This is a genomic window from Streptomyces viridosporus, assembly GCF_002078235.1.
GTDB classification, from domain to species: Bacteria; Actinomycetota; Actinomycetes; order Streptomycetales; family Streptomycetaceae; genus Streptomyces; species Streptomyces viridosporus.
Genome location: NZ_MSGP01000099.1, coordinates 1 through 17,046 on the forward strand (window position 1 = coordinate 1; position 17,046 = coordinate 17,046).

A 17,046-nucleotide genomic window follows, 5' to 3' on the forward strand; every position below is an offset into this window, starting at 1 on the left:
CCAGGTCCAGGTCGGCGGCGGCGTCGGTGACGTTGCCGATGGCCACGTCGAGCGACTGGGCGCCCTCGGGCACCTCCACCGTGGTGGTGTGCGTCTCACCGGTCCTGATGGCCGGCCGGTCGGTCTTGGACGAGCCGAGCGGGCCGCCCACCAGCTTGCCGTCCAGGGCGGCGAACGCGTTCGTCACCTTCCAGGAGACGGCGGCGGGGGTGTCGACCTTCGCCTCGGGCACGGTCACGGTCTCCGGGTCGAAGGCCGCGCCGAGGACGGCGACGTCCAGCCGGTACGGGTTGTCGAGCAGCGGCGAGGTGCGGCGCGACTCGACCTCGACCTCCCAGACGCCCGGCTGCGGGTTCGCGTACGAACGCAGGTCGGGGCGGCAGGTGTTGGCCGGGTTGGTGTAGTTCGGGTAGCAGTTGACCGTCGACGTCGGGTCGGCCGGGACGCCGTACGGGTGGATGGCGATGAACCGGGTCTGGCTCGTGCCCTTCAGCCCGCCCAGCGCGATCTCCAGCGTCTTCGCGCCCTCGGGCACGGTGACGAAGTAGGAGGTGGTGCTGTTGCGCTGCACCGAGCCCTTGGCGGAGAAGGTGTGCTGGAGCGGGGCGGAGACGACCACGGTGGTCAGGATCTGCCGGTCCACGCCCTTGGTGCTCGGGTCGTCGACCTCCAGGACGGCGCTCTTGAGGCCGGCCGAGCCGGGCGCGGCCTGGACCTTGACGGTGACCGGCTTGTTCAGCGGCAGTGCGACGGTCTTGCCGCCGACGATGCGGAAGGTGTTGCCGGCGTTGTTCTCGAGACCGATCCTGTGCCGGACCGCGCGGTCGGGACCGGACGTACGGGTGAGGGTGATGTCGTACGTCTTCTTCTGGCCGGCCTTGAGGCCGCCCTCGCGGTCGTAGAGGCCGGTGCCGAAGCCCGGGGTCTTCAGGAACTGGTCGATCGCGGTGTCGACCGGCGCCTTGACCGTGTAGGTGTGCGCGGCGGCACCGGCGCGGATCGCCTTCCAGGCGTCCTCGATGTCGATGAGGCCGGCGCCCTCCTCGTAGGCCTGCACCCCGCTGATGTGCTCGGCGGTGGAGGTGAGGGCGGTGCGCAGCTTCGCGGGCGGGAGGTCGACGCCCTTCTGCTTCGCGGCCGACAGCAGCAGCGCGGCGGCGCCGGTGGCCTGCGGGGAGGCCATCGAGGTGCCCTGGAGCATGCCGTAGCCGGCCGGGAGGCCGTAGCCCGCCTCGGCGACCGGGGCGCCCGGCGACCAGGTCTGGATGGTGTTGATCGCGGCGCCCGGGGCGACCAGCGTCGGGGTGAAGCCGCCGTCCTCACGCGGGCCGCGCGAGGAGAAGGGCATCATGGCGTACTTCTTCTTCACCTCGGAGCCGTAGTTGGCGGCCCAGGTCTCCTTGGAGATGGTGGCGCCGACCGAGATGACCTTGTCGGCGAGCGACGGGTCGCCGATGGTGTTGGCGCCGGGGCCGGAGTTGCCCGCGGAGATCACCAGCTGGACGCCGTAGGTGTCGATCAGACGGGTGTAGAGCTCGGCGCGGGCGTTGTTGCCGTCGTTCAGCGCCGGCAGGCCGCCGATGGACATGTTGACGATGTCCACGCCGCGGTTGGTGACGAGGTCGATCATGCCCTCGGTGAGCGCGACGCTGGTGCAGCCGCCGCTCCAGGTGCAGGCACGGGAGGAGACGATCTTCGCGCCGGGGGCGGCGCCGTTCATCTTCCCGCCGAACAGGCCGTGGGCGGCGGTGATGCCGGCGACGTGCGAGCCGTGCGAGCCCTCGATGACGCCGATGTTGACGAAGTCGGCCTTCCTGCCGACCCAGTCGCCCCCGTAGGGGTCCATCGGGACGTCCTTGCGGATCTCCACGACGAACGGCTGGCGCTCGACGACGTCGGTCTTCGGGTCGTCGGTGCCGAAGTACCCGACCTGGAAGCCGTCCTTGTACGGCTTCATCGGGGTGTCGTCGGAGAAGTCGAAGTTGTTGTTCAGGTCCACGCGGACCGTGCCGGCCGCCGGGTCGTAGAGCACGCCCCAGGAGTCGGTGGTGTCGCCGTCGCGGTTGGCGTCGCCGTCCGCGTCGCCGCCGGTGGTGTACGACTCCAGGAAGGTGCTGATCCGGTACGAGCCGGCCGGGGCCTTCCAGGTCCTGCCGCCGTAGGTGAAGGTCGACCCGGAGACGGAGGAGACCATCGGGCGCCAGGTCTGGTCGCCGTCCACGATCGGGTCGGTCGCCGTCACCCAGTCGACGATCTTGCGCTCGCCGGTGGTGGTCTTCTGCAGCGCCGGGTGGCCGAGGTCGACACCGGAGTCGAGGATGCCGATGGTGATGCCGCGGCCGTCCGCCTTCGGGTTGTCCCGGACGAAGTCGACCGCACCGGTCTCGAAGGACGGGTTGTACGGGTTCTTCGCGGGGGTCCGCTTGTCGGGGGCCGGGTAGGAGGCGCCGCCCTTGCCCGCCTTGCCGCTCGCGCCCTTGGTGGTGTCCGCGCCCGGCGTCGGGTCGTCCAGCGGGATCTCCTCGCGCAGGTCGATGCCGTGCACGGAGGAGAGCTTGGCGGCGGCGGCGATGGCCGCGTCCGCCTTGGCGGTGGGGACGGTGGCGCGGACGTAGCCGAGCGCGTCGTGGGTCCGGCCGACCGAACCGCCCTTGACCGCGTCCAGTTGCGCGGCGACCTGCTCGGTCTTCCCGGGCGCGGTGGCGATCATCATGGTGATGTGCTCGGCGCCCTCGGCCTTGGCCTCGGCGAGCAGGTCCGCGTCCTTCGAACCGAGCTTGTCGTGCGCGGACTTGACGCCACCGTCGAGGGGCGCGGCGGGCGGCGCGTCGGCGGCGAGGGCCAGGGGTATCGGGCCAGCCGCGGAGAGCGCGGCGACGAGACCGGCGGCCACGGCGACGCGGGCCACGCGTCTCGCGCCCGATATCGGGGCGCGCTGGGAGGTGTGGGTCATCGGCATCCCTTGGAGGTAAGGAACGGTCGTGGCGCGACCGGAGCCGATCGACCCTGGCCGCGACGGTCCGGGAAGTGAACCCGGGTGATCGCCGAGCCTTACGCAAGGGACTGGTGTTCGGGGAGGGTTGACCGAATCGAAATGGATGTATGGGGAAAACCCCCGGTGCATTTTTGGGGAGATGACGCCCGAAGCCGACAAGTCGTCCGGCCGGCGGCGGTGTCGGCGGTGGGCCGGGCGCCGCCCGCCCGTCCCTCAGGTGTCCTTCGCGCCTCAGGTGCCCTTCGCGCCTCAGGCGTCCTTCGAGCCTCAGGCGTCCTTCGTGCGCGCGTAATGACGGGACGCCTTCGCCCGGTTGCCGCAGGCCGCCATGGAGCACCAGCGGCGGGTGCCGTTGCGCGAGGTGTCGAAGAAGTGCAGGACGCACGCCTCGTGGGCGCAGCCGCGGATCCGGTCGGGCGCGGTGTCGAGCAGCCGGAGGTAGTCGCGGGCGGCGAGCCAGGCGGGACCCCAGGACGGGTCGTCGAACTCGGGTCGCTCGCCCGGCCCGTCCGGTGTGAGCGTGGCCCGGATCCGCCCGTGGGCGAGCACGGCGTCCACCGCCTCCACGCCCTCGCCCGGCGCCCCGTCGACCGCCCTCCGCAGGGCGTCCCGCGCCCGGAGGGTGTGCCGCAGGGTCGCCGCGTCGGCGGCGAACCGGTCCTCCAGCCCGTTGGCGCCGAGCCACACCGCGAGTCCGTCGGTGTCGGTGAGCAGGTCCCGCACGGCGCCCTCCTCCGTCCACCGGGTGTTGAGCAGGTCGAGCGAGAGCGGCTCGCCGGTGAGCGGGCGCGGGTCGACGCGGTCCCGGTCGGCCATGGGGGACTCCCTTCCGTGCTAACCGGTCAAGAGTACGTGAGTGGTTGACGCTGCCCGTGACTAACCGTTAACATCACTTTCAACGGTTAGATCCGCTCCTTCCGCGGGTCCGAAGAAGGGACTGCCATGACCCTGCGCCCCGGCCACACCGGCCTGAACGTCACCGACCTCGACCGCTCGCTCGCCTTCTACCGCGACGTCCTCGGCCTGCCCCTGATCGGTGAGGGCAAGGAGGACGGCAGGCGCTACGCGTTCCTGGGCGACGGCGAGCGCCTCCTGCTCACGCTCTGGCAGCAGGCGGAGCGGTCGTACGACGGCGAACGCGCCGGACTGCACCACCTCGCCTTCGAGGCGGACTCGATCGAGCGGGTCCGGGAGTACGAGGAGGCCCTGCGCGCCCACGGCACCGCGTTCGCCCACGAGGGCGTCGTCGCCCACGGCGAGGGCGCGGCGTCCGGCGGCATCTTCTTCCACGACCCGGACGGAACGCGCCTGGAGATCTCGGCACCGAGCGGCGCCGAGGGCGCCCCCGCACCCCACGGGGCCGCTCCGACCTGCGGTTTCTTCTAGCCATGGAGACGACCACGAGCGTGTACCACGCGGGCTCGCGCGCCGTGCAGGACCGCGTGGGCGTCCGCGAGGCCGCCGATCACGTCGGCCGGTCCATCGGGCCCGGCATCAAACCGGTGGCGGCGGCCTTCCTGGAACGCCGGCCGCTGCTGGTGGTCGGCGCCGCCGCCCCGGAGACCGGCAGGGTCTGGGCCTCCCCGCTCGCCGGCGCCCCCGGCTTCGTGCGGGCCACGGGCCCGCGGCAGCTGTCGGTCACCGGCGGGCTCCGTCCGGCGGACCCGCTGGCGACCGCCCTCGCCACCGGCGGAACCCACGTCGGCACCCTCGCCCTGGATCCGTGCACCCGCCGCCGCATGCGCCTCAACGGCCGGTCGCGCCCCACCCCCCGGGGCTTCGCGGTCGAGGCGGACCGGGTGTTCGCCAACTGCCCCAAGTACCTGCAGAAGCGGGAGTCGTACGAGGTGGTCGCCGACCGCGAGCCGGGCGAGTCCCGCCGCGCCCGCCGTCTCACCGACGCGCAACGGGCGTTCGTCGACTCGGCCGACACCTTCTTCGTCGCCACCGTCCACGAGGACGGCGCCGACGCCGGCCACCGGGGCGGCAACCCCGGTTTCGTCCGGGCCGTCTCACCGACCGAGCTGACCTGGCGCGACTACCCGGGCAACGCCATGTTCCTCACCCTCGGCAACCTGGCCGTGGACCCCCGGGCGGGACTGCTCTTCCTGGACTGGACGACGGGGGCGACCCTCCTGCTCACCGGCGAGGCGCGCACCGAGTTCACGTCCGGCGGCGAGCGCCGGGTCCGCTTCACCCTCACGGAGGCCGTGGACACTCCGCGCGCCGTGCCGCTGCGCTGGTCCGCCCCCGCGTACTCACCCGCCAACCCGACGCCGCCGGGGTGACGTCCCGCACTCGGGCCCGCACTCGGGCCCGGACCCGGACCCGACAGGGGGACAGGCCCGGGTCCGCGGGGCCGACACCGCCCTGCCCCGCGAGATGAACGCGCAGTGACCACCGCCGGACCGGCGCGGGAGCGGCCGACGACACCCGGAGGGGTCCGAGATCCACGTACGGCGATCGGCGTTGCGCGTTGCCGTCTCGTTCACACGCAGGTCATCCCCGGTGCCGAGCATCCGGTACGAGCGGAGCGTCCGTCCGACGGGCGCCCCGCGACCACTGCCGAGGCGTTCGCACCCGGGGAGACACGCGCATGTCGCGCCTACGTTCCGTCACCGGCTCCACTGGACTCCACCGTCGTTCCCTCCTCGCCGCCGCCGGGGCGGTGGCCGTCTCCGCCGGGGCCGGTTACACCCTGTGGCCCGGGGACGGCCGGGCCGCCGCCGCGGCCGGGGAGGGCGTGCCCGCCTCCTCGCGGCAGGCACCGCCCGCCCCGCTCGCCCCCTACACCCGCGGCACCACCCTCGCCGGTACGGCCGTCCCGGTCGGGGCCGCGGGCTACCGCCGCCTCGGCGACGGGCCGGGCTGGCGCCGCGTGGTGCGCGGCGAGCTCGCCGCGCCCCGCACCGGCCGGGCCGACCGCCGCACCGCGCTCACCGCGTTCGTGCAGCTCACCGATCTGCACCTGACCGACGTCCAGCACCCGCTGCGGCTGGAGTACCTGCGCTCGGCCGACGTGCACGCCTGGCGGCCGCAGGAGGCGCTCACCGTGCAGGGCGCGGTCGCCCTCGTGGAACGGATCAACGCGCTGCGGGGCGCCCCGGCCACCGGCTCACCGCTGCACTTCGCGATGACCACCGGCGACAACACGGACAACAACACCCGCTCCGAGCTGGAGTGGTTCCTGACGGTGATGAGCGGGGGCCGCGTCACCCCCGACACGGGCGACCCGCGCCACTACGAGGGCGTCCAGAACAGCGGCCTGAAGCAGTACTGGCAGCCGGACGCCGCCGTCCGCGACGCCGACAAGCGGCTCGGCTTCCCGCACCTGGACGGCTTCCTCGCGGCGGCCCTCCGCCCGGTGGACAGCCCCGGCCTCGGCCTCCCCTGGTACTCCACCGTCGGCAACCACGACACGATGCCGCTCGGCTGCTACGCCTCGCACGACGACCCCCGCCTCACCGACCTGGCGGTGGGCGGACGGAAACTGATGGACGTCCCCGCGGCCGAGGCGCGCAGACTCCAGCAGGCCATCCGGAAGGCCACGGACCCCAGGGGCGTGCGGTACGGCGAGTTCCTGGCGGCCCACGCCCGCGCCGCGCGTCCCGTCACCCCCGACGACCGGCGCGCCCCCTTCACCGCCGCCGAGTACCTGCGGGCCCACCTCGACCCGGCGTACCGGGGCGCCGGCCCGGTCGGGCACGGCTACACCGCCGACAACCTCGACGCCGGCACCCAGTACTACGCCTTCCGCATCGCCGACGACGTGGTCGGCATCAGCCTCGACACCACCCACCCGGGCGGCCACTACGCGGGCTCCCTCGACACGGCCCAACTGCGCTGGCTGGAGCGCACCCTGCGCACTCACGAGGACTCCCACGCGATCGTCTTCAGCCACCACACCAGTACGTCGATGACCAACACCCACCGCGACCCGGCCCGCCCCGACGAACGGCGCCACGGCGGCGAGGAGGTCCTCGCGCTCCTCGGCCGCCACCGCAACGTGGTGGCCTGGGTCAACGGCCACATCCACCGCAACGCCGTCACCCCGCACACCGGGTCCGGCGGCTCCTTCTGGGAGATCTCCACCGCCTCCCACATCGACTTCCCGCACCTGGCCCGGATCGTCGAGCTGGCGGACAACGGGGACGGCACGCTCTCCCTCTTCACCACCCTCGTCGAGTCCGCCGCCCCCTCCCGCACCGACTTCGACGACCTCTCCCCGACCGGCCTCGCCGCCCTCTACCGCGAGCTGTCCCACAACGCCCCGGGCGCCCGCACCGACCTGGCCGGCGGCCCGGGGGACCGCAACACGGAGCTGCTGCTGAAGAAGGGCTGAAACCGGTCAACCCCCGTGACCGGGGCAACCCCGTGGGCTCCGTCCGCGGTCCCTCCCTACGACCACACCCGAGGGACAGGGAGGCACGCGCGTGCGGACGAGGATGCGGGCGACGGCGGTGGCGGTGGTGGCGGCGGCCCTCTCGGCGGTCCTGGCGGCCCCCGCCGTGGCGGCGCCCTCGGGGCCTGGAACCGGAAGCGCCACCGGCGACCACCGGGCGACCCGCCAGGCGATGCGGGCCGCGGTCGCCGCCGGCGTGCCCGGGGTGACGGCGACGGCGAGGGACCGGCGGGGCACCTGGTCGGCGACCGCCGGGGTGGGCGACCTCCGCACGGGGCAGGAGCGCTCCCCGCACGACCGCTACCGGATCGGCAGCGTCACCAAGACCTTCGTGGCGACGGTGCTGCTGCAACTGGAGGCGGAGGACAGGCTGTCCCTGGACGACACCGTCGACACCTGGCTGCCCGGCCTGGTGACCGGCAACGGCCACGACGGCACCCGGATCACCCTGCGGCAGCTGCTGAACCACACCAGCGGCATCTTCAACTACACGGCGGACGAGGTCTACCAGCGGACGTACTCCACGGAGGAGGGCTTCTTCGAGCACCGCTACGACACCCGGGCCCCGGAGGACCTGGTGCGGGTCGCCCTGGCCCACGAGCCGTACTTCGAGCCCGGCGCCCCCGGGAAGTGGGAGTACTCCAACACCAACTACGTCCTGGCCGCCCTGGTGATCGAGAAGGCCACCGGCCGCCCTTACGGCGAGGAGGTCCGCCGGCGCGTCATCAAGCCCCTGCAGCTGACCGCGACCTCGGTCCCCGGCACCCGGGTCTCCCTGCCCCGGCCCAGCAGCCGTGCCTACTCCAAGCTGGCGTCGGCCGTCACGGGCCCCACCCACGACGTCACGCTCCTCAACCCGTCCCGCGCCTTCGCGGCGGGCGAGATGATCTCCGACTCCGAGGACCTGAACCGCTTCTACCGCGCCCTGCTGACGGGTCGGCTGCTCCCTCCGGAGCAACTGGACGAGATGACCACCACGGTGCCCATGGATGACGACTACGCCTACGGTCTCGGCCTGATGAGGATGACGCTGAGCTGCGGCGTGACCATCTGGGGCCACAGCGGCGGGATCTCCGGCTCCAGGACCGTCGCCGTCACGACGGGGGACGGCCGGCACTCCCTGGCGTTCAACTTCAACGGCGACTGGGCGGGGAACAGCGGCGCGGTCGTCGAGGCGGAGTTCTGCGACGACTGACGCCCGCGCCCCGGGCGCACGCGGAGGGACCACCGGGCACGGCTCCCGGCGGTCCCTCCGCTCCCCTCCTGCGCACCGATCCTGCGCACCGACGCGGCGCCCCCTAACGGGGCAGCACCACCACGTACGCCGCCGGGTCGCGGTCGGCCGAGGCCGTCAGGGCCGTGCGGACCACCGCCGCCTGCTGCTCCATCGCGTCCCTCAGCCCCCGCGGGGTGAGGTGGACGACCGTGATGCCGAGGCGCTCCAGGTGCTCGCGCTTGCGGGCGTACTCCGACCACTGGGCGTCGTCCTCGGGCCGCCCGCCCGGGCGCGGCGCCCGGGTGTCCAGCTCCAGCGCCACCGCCTGCTCCGGCCAGAACGCGTCCAGGCCGCCGAGGTGGGGGCCGCCCGGCAGGCGCAGATCGACGTTCCACACCGGTTCCGGCAGACCGTGCTCGCGCACCATCCGGTACAGCCGGGACTCCGCCATCGAGCGGCCCTCGGCCAGCAGCGCGTCCACCGCGTCCACCACGTGCGGCCGGTTCAGCAGCCGGGCCCGGGTCAGCTCCCGCACCACCGCGGCCGGTTCGCAGTGGCCGCCGCGCACCGCCTCCGTCAGCATCCGGCGGACCGTGTCCGCGTCCTCGAGGCCCGCCACCGCGTCGGCCAGCGCGCGCGGCACCGGCGCCACCGGGACGGGGGCGCCCCCCGCTCGAACGGAGTCGGGCGCCTGGGGGACCGTCACCCGCACCGGCGTGGGCAGGTCGGAGGTGCGCACGATGCGGACGCAGCCCGTCGAGCGCAGCCGGCGCAGGCGCGGGACCAGGACGTCGAAGGTCTCCAGCGACGGCAGCGGGGGAGTGGAGGTGAAGCCGTGCAGGGTCAGCGCGGCCGGTCCGGTGATCATCGCCTCCCCGTAGGAGGGCGCGGGCGTCCCGTCGGCGCCGGGCTGGACGGGGACGCCTGCCGTCCGCTCCCGGGTCGTGTACAGCAGCACCGCGTGCAGTCGCTCCTCGCTGCTCGGCGGGCCGGGGTGGAGCAGGACGACGCCGGGCAGGAGCTGCCGCCAGGGGCCGCCGGGGCGGCACTGCTCGGCGGCCTGGGCGGCGGACACGCCGTGCGCGCGCAGTTGTGCGGCGGTCAGCACGCGGCGGCCACCGTCGGCGAGGTGGTGCAGGGGGCGGGGGGAGAGCGGGGTGTTGTGGTTCATGTCCGGCAACTTCCCGCCTCAGGAGCCCCTCCGAACCCTTGTTACACATCCGTCGACAAACAAGGACAAGCCCGCACTAAAGGACACGTGTTCGGGTGTCGAAAACCCCTGGTCCCTTCGGGCGGGGACCAGGGGTTACGGCCGGGATGCCCGGGTTCGGCGACGGCTGCGGACGGGGTCCGTCAGGGGCGGGATCCGTCAGGGGCGGGCCGAGGCCCGCTCCCGTCACGGGAAGCCCCCGGGACCGGCCGGGGCCGGCTCAGCCCGCCGTCGCGTCGTACGCCTGCCCGCGCAGCGCCCGCGCCAGGTCGTCCCGGGCCTCCAGGACCAGCCGGCGCAGCGCCGGGGCGGCGTCCTCGTGGGCCGCGAGCCACGTGTCCGTCGCGTCCAGCGTGGCCTGCGAGTCCTGCAGCGCGGGGAACAGGCCCCGCACCACGTCCATGCCGATCTGGATCGACCGCTCGGTCCACACCCGCTCGATCGCCGCGAAGTACTTCTCCGCGTACGGCGCGAGCAGCTCCCGCTGCGAGGCCTGGACGAAGCCCGAGATCGTCGCCTCCACCAGCGCGTTGGACAGCGCGTCCGACTCCACGACCTGCGCCCAGCACCGCGCCTTGACCTCCGCCGAGGGGCGGGCGGCCAGGCAGCGGACCTGGTGCCGCTTGCCGGAGGCGGTGTCGTCCCGCGCCAGCTCCTCGGCCAGGGCCTTCTCGTCCGCGGCCCCGTGCGCGGCCAGCGGCTCCAGGAACGCCCAGCGCAGCTCCTGGTCGACGTCGAGCCCCTCGACCACCGCCGTGCCGGACAGCAGGTCCTGGAGGAGCTGGAGGTCGCCCGGCGCGGAGGCCGTCCGGGCGAAGAAGCGCGCCCAGGCCAGCTGCTGCTCGCTGCCCGGCTCGGCCTCCTCCAGCTCCCGCCGGGCGCCTTCGGCGAGCAGGGCCCCGCCGGTCTCCCGCCAGGCCGGTGCGGCGTAGTGCTCCAGCGCCGACTCGGCCCAGGCGTGCAGCATCTGGAGCACGCCGATGTCGGACTCGCGCCCGGCGAACCGCAGCACCAGGTCCACGAAGTGCCGCGCGGGCAGCAGCGCGTCCCGGGTCAGGTTCCACAGCGCCGACCAGCACAGGGCGCGGGCGAGGGGGTCGGTCAGCGCGCCCAGGTGCTCCTTCAGCGTGGCCAGCGAGGTCTCGTCGAAGCGGATCTTGCAGTACGTCAGGTCGTCGTCGTTGACCAGCACCAGCTCGGGCGCCTCGGCCCCGGCCAGCTCCGCCACGACCGTACGGGCGCCCTCGACGTCCGCCTCGGCGCGCGCGTACCGCTCCAGGGCGCCGGTGTCCGTGCGCCGGTACAGGCCCACCGCCACCCGGTGCGGGCGCAGTTCGGGGTGGGACTCGGCGGCCTCCTGCGCCACCGCCAGCTCGTCGATCCGGCCGTCGGCGGCCAGCAGCACCTGCGGGGTGAGGGAGTTGACGCCGGCCGTCTGCAGCCACGCCCGCGACCAGGCGGTCATGTCCCGGCCGCTGGTCTCCTCCAGGACCGACAGCAGGTCACCGAGGCGGGTGTTGCCGTAGGCGTGGCGCTTGAAGTAGCGCCGGGCGCCCTCCAGGAACGCGTCCTGGCCGACGTAGGCCACCAGCTGCTTGAGCACCGAGGCGCCCTTGGCGTAGGTGATGCCGTCGAAGTTCAGCTTGGCGTCCTGCAGGTCGCGGATGTCCGCGGTGATCGGGTGCGTGGAGGGCAGCTGGTCCGCGCGGTAGGCCCAGGCCTTGCGGCGGTTGGCGAAGGTGATCCAGCCGTCGGTGAAGCGGGTCGCGCCGACCAGCGAGAACGCGCCCATGAAGTCGGCGAAGGACTCCTTCAGCCACAGGTCGTCCCACCACTCCATGGTGACCAGGTCGCCGAACCACATGTGCGCCATCTCGTGCAGGATCACGTTGGCGCGGCCCTCGTAGGACGCCTGGGTGACCTTGCCCCGGAAGATGAACTCCTCCCGGAAGGTCACCAGGCCCGGGTTCTCCATCGCGCCCAGGTTGTACTCGGGCACGAACGCCTGGTCGTACTTCCCGAACGGGTACGGGTAGTCGACGTGGTCGTGGAAGAAGTCCAGGCCCTGCTTGGTCACCAGGAAGACGTCGTCGGCGTCGAAGTGCGGGGCGAGGGCCTTGCGGCACATCGCGCCGAGCGGGATCCGCAGGCGCGTGCCGTCCTCGAAGTCCCGCTCGTAGGTGTCCGTCACGTAGTGGTACGGGCCCGCCACCACGCAGGTGATGTACGTCGAGATCGGCTTGGTCTCCGCGAAGCGCCAGACGCCGTCGGCGAGTTCACCCGTGCCGTTGCTCCACACCGTCCAGCCCTCGGGCGCCCGCACCTCGAAGCGGAACGGGGCCTTGAGGTCGGGCTGCTCGAAGCACGCGAAGACCCGGCGGGAGTCGGCCGGCTCGTACTGGGTGTACAGGTACACCTCGCCGTCCTCGGGGTCGACGAAGCGGTGCAGGCCCTCGCCGGTGCGGGAGTAGGCGCACCGGGCATCGACGACGAGCTCGTTGTCGGCGGCGAGGTCCTCCAGCAGGATCCGGGTGCCGTCGAAGACCTCGCCGGGGTCGAGGTCCCGCCCGTTGAGGGAGACGGCCGTCACGCTCGGCGCGATCAGGTCCGCGAAGCTGCTCGCCCCCGGCTCGGCGCAACGGAACCGCAGGGTGGTGACGGAGCGGAACGTGCGGGACCCGTCACCGACGGTGTCGCCGATCGCCGAACGCAGGTCGAGGGACACCTCGTACCCGTCGACGGACAGCAGGGCGGCCCGCTCCCGGGCCTCGTCGCGGGTCAGATTCTCACCGGGCACGGGCGGCACTCCTCAGGCGTCGTCGACGGGGATCATCAGGACCGATCCTGCCATGTGCCCCTGACGCGGGGCAGCCGGGAATGACCGGGAGGCGGCACGGCGTTCCCCCTGGGAAACCCCTTTCCCCGTGAGGAGCGACATGTCGGACAAGACCCCCGCCACGCCCGTCGACTTCTGGTTCGACCCGTTGTGCCCCTGGGCCTGGATGACCTCCCGCTGGATGGTGGAGGTGGAGAAGGTGCGGGACGTCAAGGTCCGCTGGCGTCTGATGAGCCTCGCCGTCCTCAACGAGGACCGGCTCGACGAGCTCCCCGAGGAGTACCGCGAGATGCTCGCGACCAAGGCCTGGGGTCCGGTCCGGGTGGTCATCGCGGCCCAGCAGGAGCACGGCGCCGAGGTGCTCGGCGACCTGTACACCGCGCTCGGCACCCGTATCCACAACCAGGACGAGGGCCCGGAGAAGGAGACCGTCGCCGCCGCGCTGAAGGACGTCGGCCTGCCCGAGTCCCTCATGGAGCACTGGGACTCCACCCCGTACGAGCCCGAGCTGCGCGCCTCCCACAAGGAGGGCATCGACAAGGTCGGCCAGGACGTCGGCACCCCGGTCATCGCGGTCCCCGGCGCCGACGGCGAGCAGATCGCCTTCTTCGGCCCGGTCGTCACCCCCGCCCCCCGGGGTGAGGAGGCCGCCCGGCTGTGGGACGGCACCCTCGCGGTGGCCTCCGTCCCCGGCTTCTACGAGCTCAAGCGCACGCGGACGAAGGGCCCGGACTTCAGCAACCTGTGACGGGTCGCTCCGGTCACTCCAGGACGGGGACCTTGATGGGGTCGGCGAAGGGCTTCTTGTTGAAGCCCGTGCGCAGGTTGCGGCACTGCCGGCCGGTGTCCGGGTCGAGCACGTTCACGCAGATCCAGAACTCGCCCACGCCGGCCCGTCCCAGCCGTTCCTTGAGCCAGGCCTCCTCCTTCTTGTCCAGTTGACGGTGCTGCTGGTCCGCGCGGCAGGTCCAGCAGTAGTCCTTCATCGTCCTCTGTGTCGCCATTGCGCCACTCTGACCCGGAGTGCCGTATACCGGAAGCCCCCGCGAGTCACGTCCTCGCGGGGGCTTCCCTTTTTCCGCCTGCCGGGTGAACGGTGAGAAGACGATCACGGGGCAGGGCGCTTCGCGGGTGCTCCGAGGGTTCCGGAGCGCCCCGGTGCTCAGGGGGCGAGCAGCAGCGCGTCGGGGCGGGACTTGGCGGCCTCGTAGCGCTTCGCCACGTCCTGCCAGTTGACGACGGCCCACATGGCGTCGATGAAGTCCACCTTCTGGTTCTTGTACTGCAGGTAGAAGGCGTGCTCCCAGGCGTCGAAGACCAGGATCGGCACGGAGCCCTGGCCGACGTTGCCCTGGTGGTCGTAGACCTGCTCGACGATGAGCCGCCCGCTCAGCGGCTCGTACGCCAGCACGCCCCAGCCGGACCCCTGGGTGGTCGCGGCGGCCTTGGTGAGCTGCGCCTTGAAGCCGGCGAAGGAGCCGAACGACTCCGTGAGGGCGTCCGCCAGCTCGCCCACGCCGTCCTGGGCCAGCGGCTCGCCGCCGCCCTCCTTCGGGCCGGTCATGTTCTGCCAGTAGATCGAGTGCAGGATGTGCCCGGAGAGGTGGAACGCCAGGCTCTTCTCCAGCCCGTTGATCGAGCCCCAGGTCTCCTTGTCCCGCGCCTCGGCGAGCTGCTCCAGCGTGTCGTTGGCGCCCTTCACGTACGCCGCGTGGTGCTTGTCGTGGTGCAGCTCGATGATCTCGGGGCTGATCACGGGGGCGAGCGCGGAGTAGTCGTACGGCAGGTCGGGCAGCGTGTAGACGGGCATGGTGGGGTCCCCTCCGAACTCTTATTGCAAGGTAGTTGCAACTGCACGCTAGCAGCAAGAGGGGCGGGCGCAGGGCCGGAGCGCGCGAAACGGCCCCCGCGTGTCCACGCGGGGGCCGTCATCGGGGCGGAGGAGGGGGGTCAGCTCCGGGCGCGCCTGAGCTGCCAGGTGTACCCCACCGCCGCCAGGACCAGCGTCATCCCGCCCGAGGAGTACAGCTGCACGCGCGTGTCCGGCTCCCGGGCCATGAGGACGAAGACCGCCGCCATGCCGGCCAGCGCCGCCCAGGTCAGCCACGGGAACGCCCACATCCGCACGACCAGCTTCTGCGGCTCCTCGCGCTCCAGCCGGCGGCGCAGCCGCAGCTGCGAGACGGCGATGAAGATCCAGACGATCAGGATCACCGCGCCGATCATGTTCAGCAGCCAGGAGAAGACGTCGTCGGGCCGCCAGTAGCTCAGCAGCACGCACAGGAAGCCGAAGGCGGAGGAGGCCAGCACGGCGATCCGCGGCACCCCGCCCGACACCCGGCCCAGCACCTTCGGCCCCTGCCCGCGCTCCACCAGCGAGTAGCCGATGCGCGAGGCGCCGTAGATGTTGGCGTTCATCGCGGACAGCAGCGCGACCAGCACCACGACGTTCATCAGCTGGCCGGCGCCCGGGATGCCGAGGCGGTCCAGGGCGGCGACGTACGGGCCGTCCTCGACCACCGCCGGGGAGTCCCACGGGACCAGGGTGACGACGACCGCCATCGAGCCGATGTAGAACAGCGCGATCCGCCACATCGCCGTACGGACCGCGCTCGCCACGCCCTTGACCGGGTTCTCCGACTCGGCCGCCGCGATGGTCACGGTCTCCAGGCCGCCGTAGGCGAAGACGGACGCGAGCAGGCCGATCACCAGGCCCTCGCCGCCGTTGGGGAGGAAGTCGGTGAGGTGGGAGGCGCCCGGGGAGTCCGTGCCGGGCAGCACGCCCGCGATGGCCAGCACGCCGAGGCCGAGGAACAGGACGATCGCGCCGACCTTCAGGGCCGCGAACCAGAACTCGAACTCGCCGAAGTTCTTCACCGCCGCGAGGTTCGTCCCGCAGAACACCACCATGAACAGCGCCACCCACGCCCACTCGGGCGTGCCCGGCAGCCAGCCGGTGACGATCTTCGCGGCGCCGATGGCCTCCAGGCCGACCGCCGTGCACAGCAGGACCCAGAACGACCAGCCGGCGGTGAAGCCCGCCCAGGGGCCGATCGCCCGCTCGGCGTGCGCCGAGAAGGAACCCGAGGAGGGGTACGCGGCCGACATCTCGCCCAGCATCCGCATCACCAGCATCACCAGGAGGCCGGAGAGGGTGTAGGCGAGGACGATCGAGGGTCCGGCGGCGGCGATCCCCGCGCCGGACCCGACGAACAGGCCGGCGCCGATGACCCCGCCGAGGGCGATCATCGACAGGTGGCGCTGTTTCAGGCCGTGCGAGAGGGAGGCGTCGTCCGCGGTGGGGGGCGTCTCGACGGAGGTGCTGGACATAGGGGCGCGGCCCGTTCGCTGTGTGGGGGTAAAACGCACCCAGTCTGGGGCGGCCCCTCCTCCTTCCGGAGGGGCCGCCCAGCATACGGACATCCCCTATGCGGAGGGTGATACTCCGGTCACGCGGCGACCGTGGTGTAGTGCGAGGCGTCCCCCTCGATCGCGTACGACTCCTTCCCCTCGACGCCGACCGGGACGTCACCGGCGACCGTCACCCGGTGCAGCAGGCGCGGCAGGCCGTCGTAGTTGTCGACGGCGTAGTGCTGGGTGATGCGGTTGTCGAACAGCACGAGCTGGTTCGGCGACCAGCGCCGGCGCACCACGTGCTCCGGCCGGGTCACGTACGCCTGGAGCAGGTCGAGCACCTTGCGGGACTCGCCCACCGACAGGCCCACGATCCGCTGCGCGAACCCGCCGATGAACAGGCCGCGCTCACCGGTGAGGGGGTGGACGCGCACCACGGGGTGGGCGGTGCGGTACTTGATGGAGGTGAACCGGGCGCGCCGGGCGGCCTCCGCCTCGTCGACCGCTTCCTCGGGGACGGCGTAGTCGTAGTCGTTGGTGTGCTCGGCCCACAGGGTGTCGGCGAGCCGCCGGAGCGGTTCGGGCAGGGCGCGGTAGGCGGCGGCCGAGTTCGCGATCAGCGTCTCGCCGCCGTAGGGCGGGACGGTGATGCTGCGCAGGGTGGTCGCCTGCGGCGGGTTGAGGACGAAGGTGACGTCCGTGTGCCAGTTGTTGGCGGCGCGGCCCCCCTCGCTGTCGACCGGCAGCACGTGGGGGGTGCCGTCGACGGCGGGCACCGTCGGGTGGGCGGTGGTGATGTCGCCGAAGTGCCGGGCGAAGGCCTGATGGCCCTCGTCGTCGAGGTCCACGTCGTCGAAGAACAGGGTCTTGTGGACGTTCAGGGCGTCCCGGAGCGCGGCGACGGTCCCGCCGTCCAGCGGCCGGGAGATGTCGACGCCGGAGACCCGGGCGCCGATGTGTGCGGTCACCTTGGTGATCTTGAGGTCGGCCATGGTGCGGATTCCTTCCGGTGAGGGCGGGTTCAGGCGAGGGC

The 17,046-nt window shown here is 72.7% G+C and carries 13 protein-coding genes; 5 read left to right on the top strand and 8 right to left on the bottom strand.

Annotated features, from left to right (window positions below; genetic code table 11):
* Positions 1–2,953, bottom strand: a 2,953-nt coding sequence (locus tag B7L92_RS07120) for a S8 family serine peptidase (protein WP_081236612.1), incomplete at its 3' end; no start/stop codon positions are given.
* 309 nt (positions 2,954–3,262) lie between these two features.
* Complete coding sequence (locus tag B7L92_RS07125; protein ID WP_081236613.1) at positions 3,263–3,811, bottom strand: CGNR zinc finger domain-containing protein; 549 nt, start codon at positions 3,809–3,811, stop codon at positions 3,263–3,265.
* Between the two features lie 126 nt (positions 3,812–3,937).
* Between B7L92_RS07125 and B7L92_RS07130 the strand changes: the two genes are divergently transcribed.
* From B7L92_RS07130 to B7L92_RS07145, 4 genes are all read left to right on the top strand, one after another.
* Positions 3,938–4,381, top strand: a complete 444-nt coding sequence (locus B7L92_RS07130) for a VOC family protein (RefSeq protein ID WP_081236614.1) — start codon at positions 3,938–3,940, stop codon at positions 4,379–4,381.
* A 2-nt stretch (positions 4,382–4,383) separates the two neighbouring features.
* Entirely contained in the window at positions 4,384–5,283 is a 900-nt protein-coding gene (locus tag B7L92_RS07135; RefSeq protein ID WP_081236615.1) for a pyridoxamine 5'-phosphate oxidase family protein, read from the top strand.
* Between the two features lie 308 nt (positions 5,284–5,591).
* Positions 5,592–7,337 (top strand): TIGR03767 family metallophosphoesterase, encoded by a 1,746-nt coding sequence (locus tag B7L92_RS07140; protein WP_081236616.1) that lies wholly within the window; start codon positions 5,592–5,594, stop codon positions 7,335–7,337.
* Positions 7,338–7,440: 103 nt separating this feature from the next.
* Positions 7,441–8,592 (top strand): serine hydrolase domain-containing protein, encoded by a 1,152-nt coding sequence (locus B7L92_RS07145; RefSeq protein WP_170102181.1) that lies wholly within the window; start codon positions 7,441–7,443, stop codon positions 8,590–8,592.
* Positions 8,593–8,695: 103 nt separating this feature from the next.
* Here B7L92_RS07145 and B7L92_RS07150 read toward each other — a convergent pair whose 3' ends face one another.
* The gene (locus B7L92_RS07150; RefSeq protein WP_081236618.1) at positions 8,696–9,784 is read right to left on the bottom strand and encodes a hypothetical protein; all 1,089 of its coding nucleotides are present in this window, start codon (positions 9,782–9,784) and stop codon (positions 8,696–8,698) included.
* Positions 9,785–10,043: 259 nt separating this feature from the next.
* Positions 10,044–12,620, bottom strand: coding sequence for an aminopeptidase N (gene pepN, locus B7L92_RS07155; protein ID WP_081236619.1), 2,577 nt, complete (start codon positions 12,618–12,620; stop codon positions 10,044–10,046).
* A 139-nt stretch (positions 12,621–12,759) separates the two neighbouring features.
* Between pepN and B7L92_RS07160 the strand changes: the two genes are divergently transcribed.
* A complete protein-coding gene (locus B7L92_RS07160; RefSeq protein WP_081236620.1) occupies positions 12,760–13,407 on the top strand; it encodes a mycothiol-dependent nitroreductase Rv2466c family protein in 648 nt (215 codons plus the stop codon).
* A 13-nt stretch (positions 13,408–13,420) separates the two neighbouring features.
* Here B7L92_RS07160 and B7L92_RS07165 read toward each other — a convergent pair whose 3' ends face one another.
* The 4 genes from B7L92_RS07165 to B7L92_RS07180 form a co-directional block, all read right to left on the bottom strand.
* Positions 13,421–13,663, bottom strand: coding sequence for a hypothetical protein (locus B7L92_RS07165; RefSeq protein WP_081236621.1), 243 nt, complete (start codon positions 13,661–13,663; stop codon positions 13,421–13,423).
* A 158-nt stretch (positions 13,664–13,821) separates the two neighbouring features.
* Positions 13,822–14,469: a superoxide dismutase gene (locus tag B7L92_RS07170; RefSeq protein ID WP_081236622.1), complete on the bottom strand. Its 648-nt coding sequence runs from the start codon at positions 14,467–14,469 to the stop codon at positions 13,822–13,824.
* Positions 14,470–14,609: 140 nt separating this feature from the next.
* Positions 14,610–15,989 (bottom strand): amino acid permease, encoded by a 1,380-nt coding sequence (locus tag B7L92_RS07175; protein ID WP_081236623.1) that lies wholly within the window; start codon positions 15,987–15,989, stop codon positions 14,610–14,612.
* Positions 15,990–16,108: 119 nt separating this feature from the next.
* Positions 16,109–17,005, bottom strand: coding sequence for a TauD/TfdA dioxygenase family protein (locus B7L92_RS07180; RefSeq protein ID WP_081236624.1), 897 nt, complete (start codon positions 17,003–17,005; stop codon positions 16,109–16,111).
* Positions 17,006–17,046: the final 41 nt, after the last annotated feature.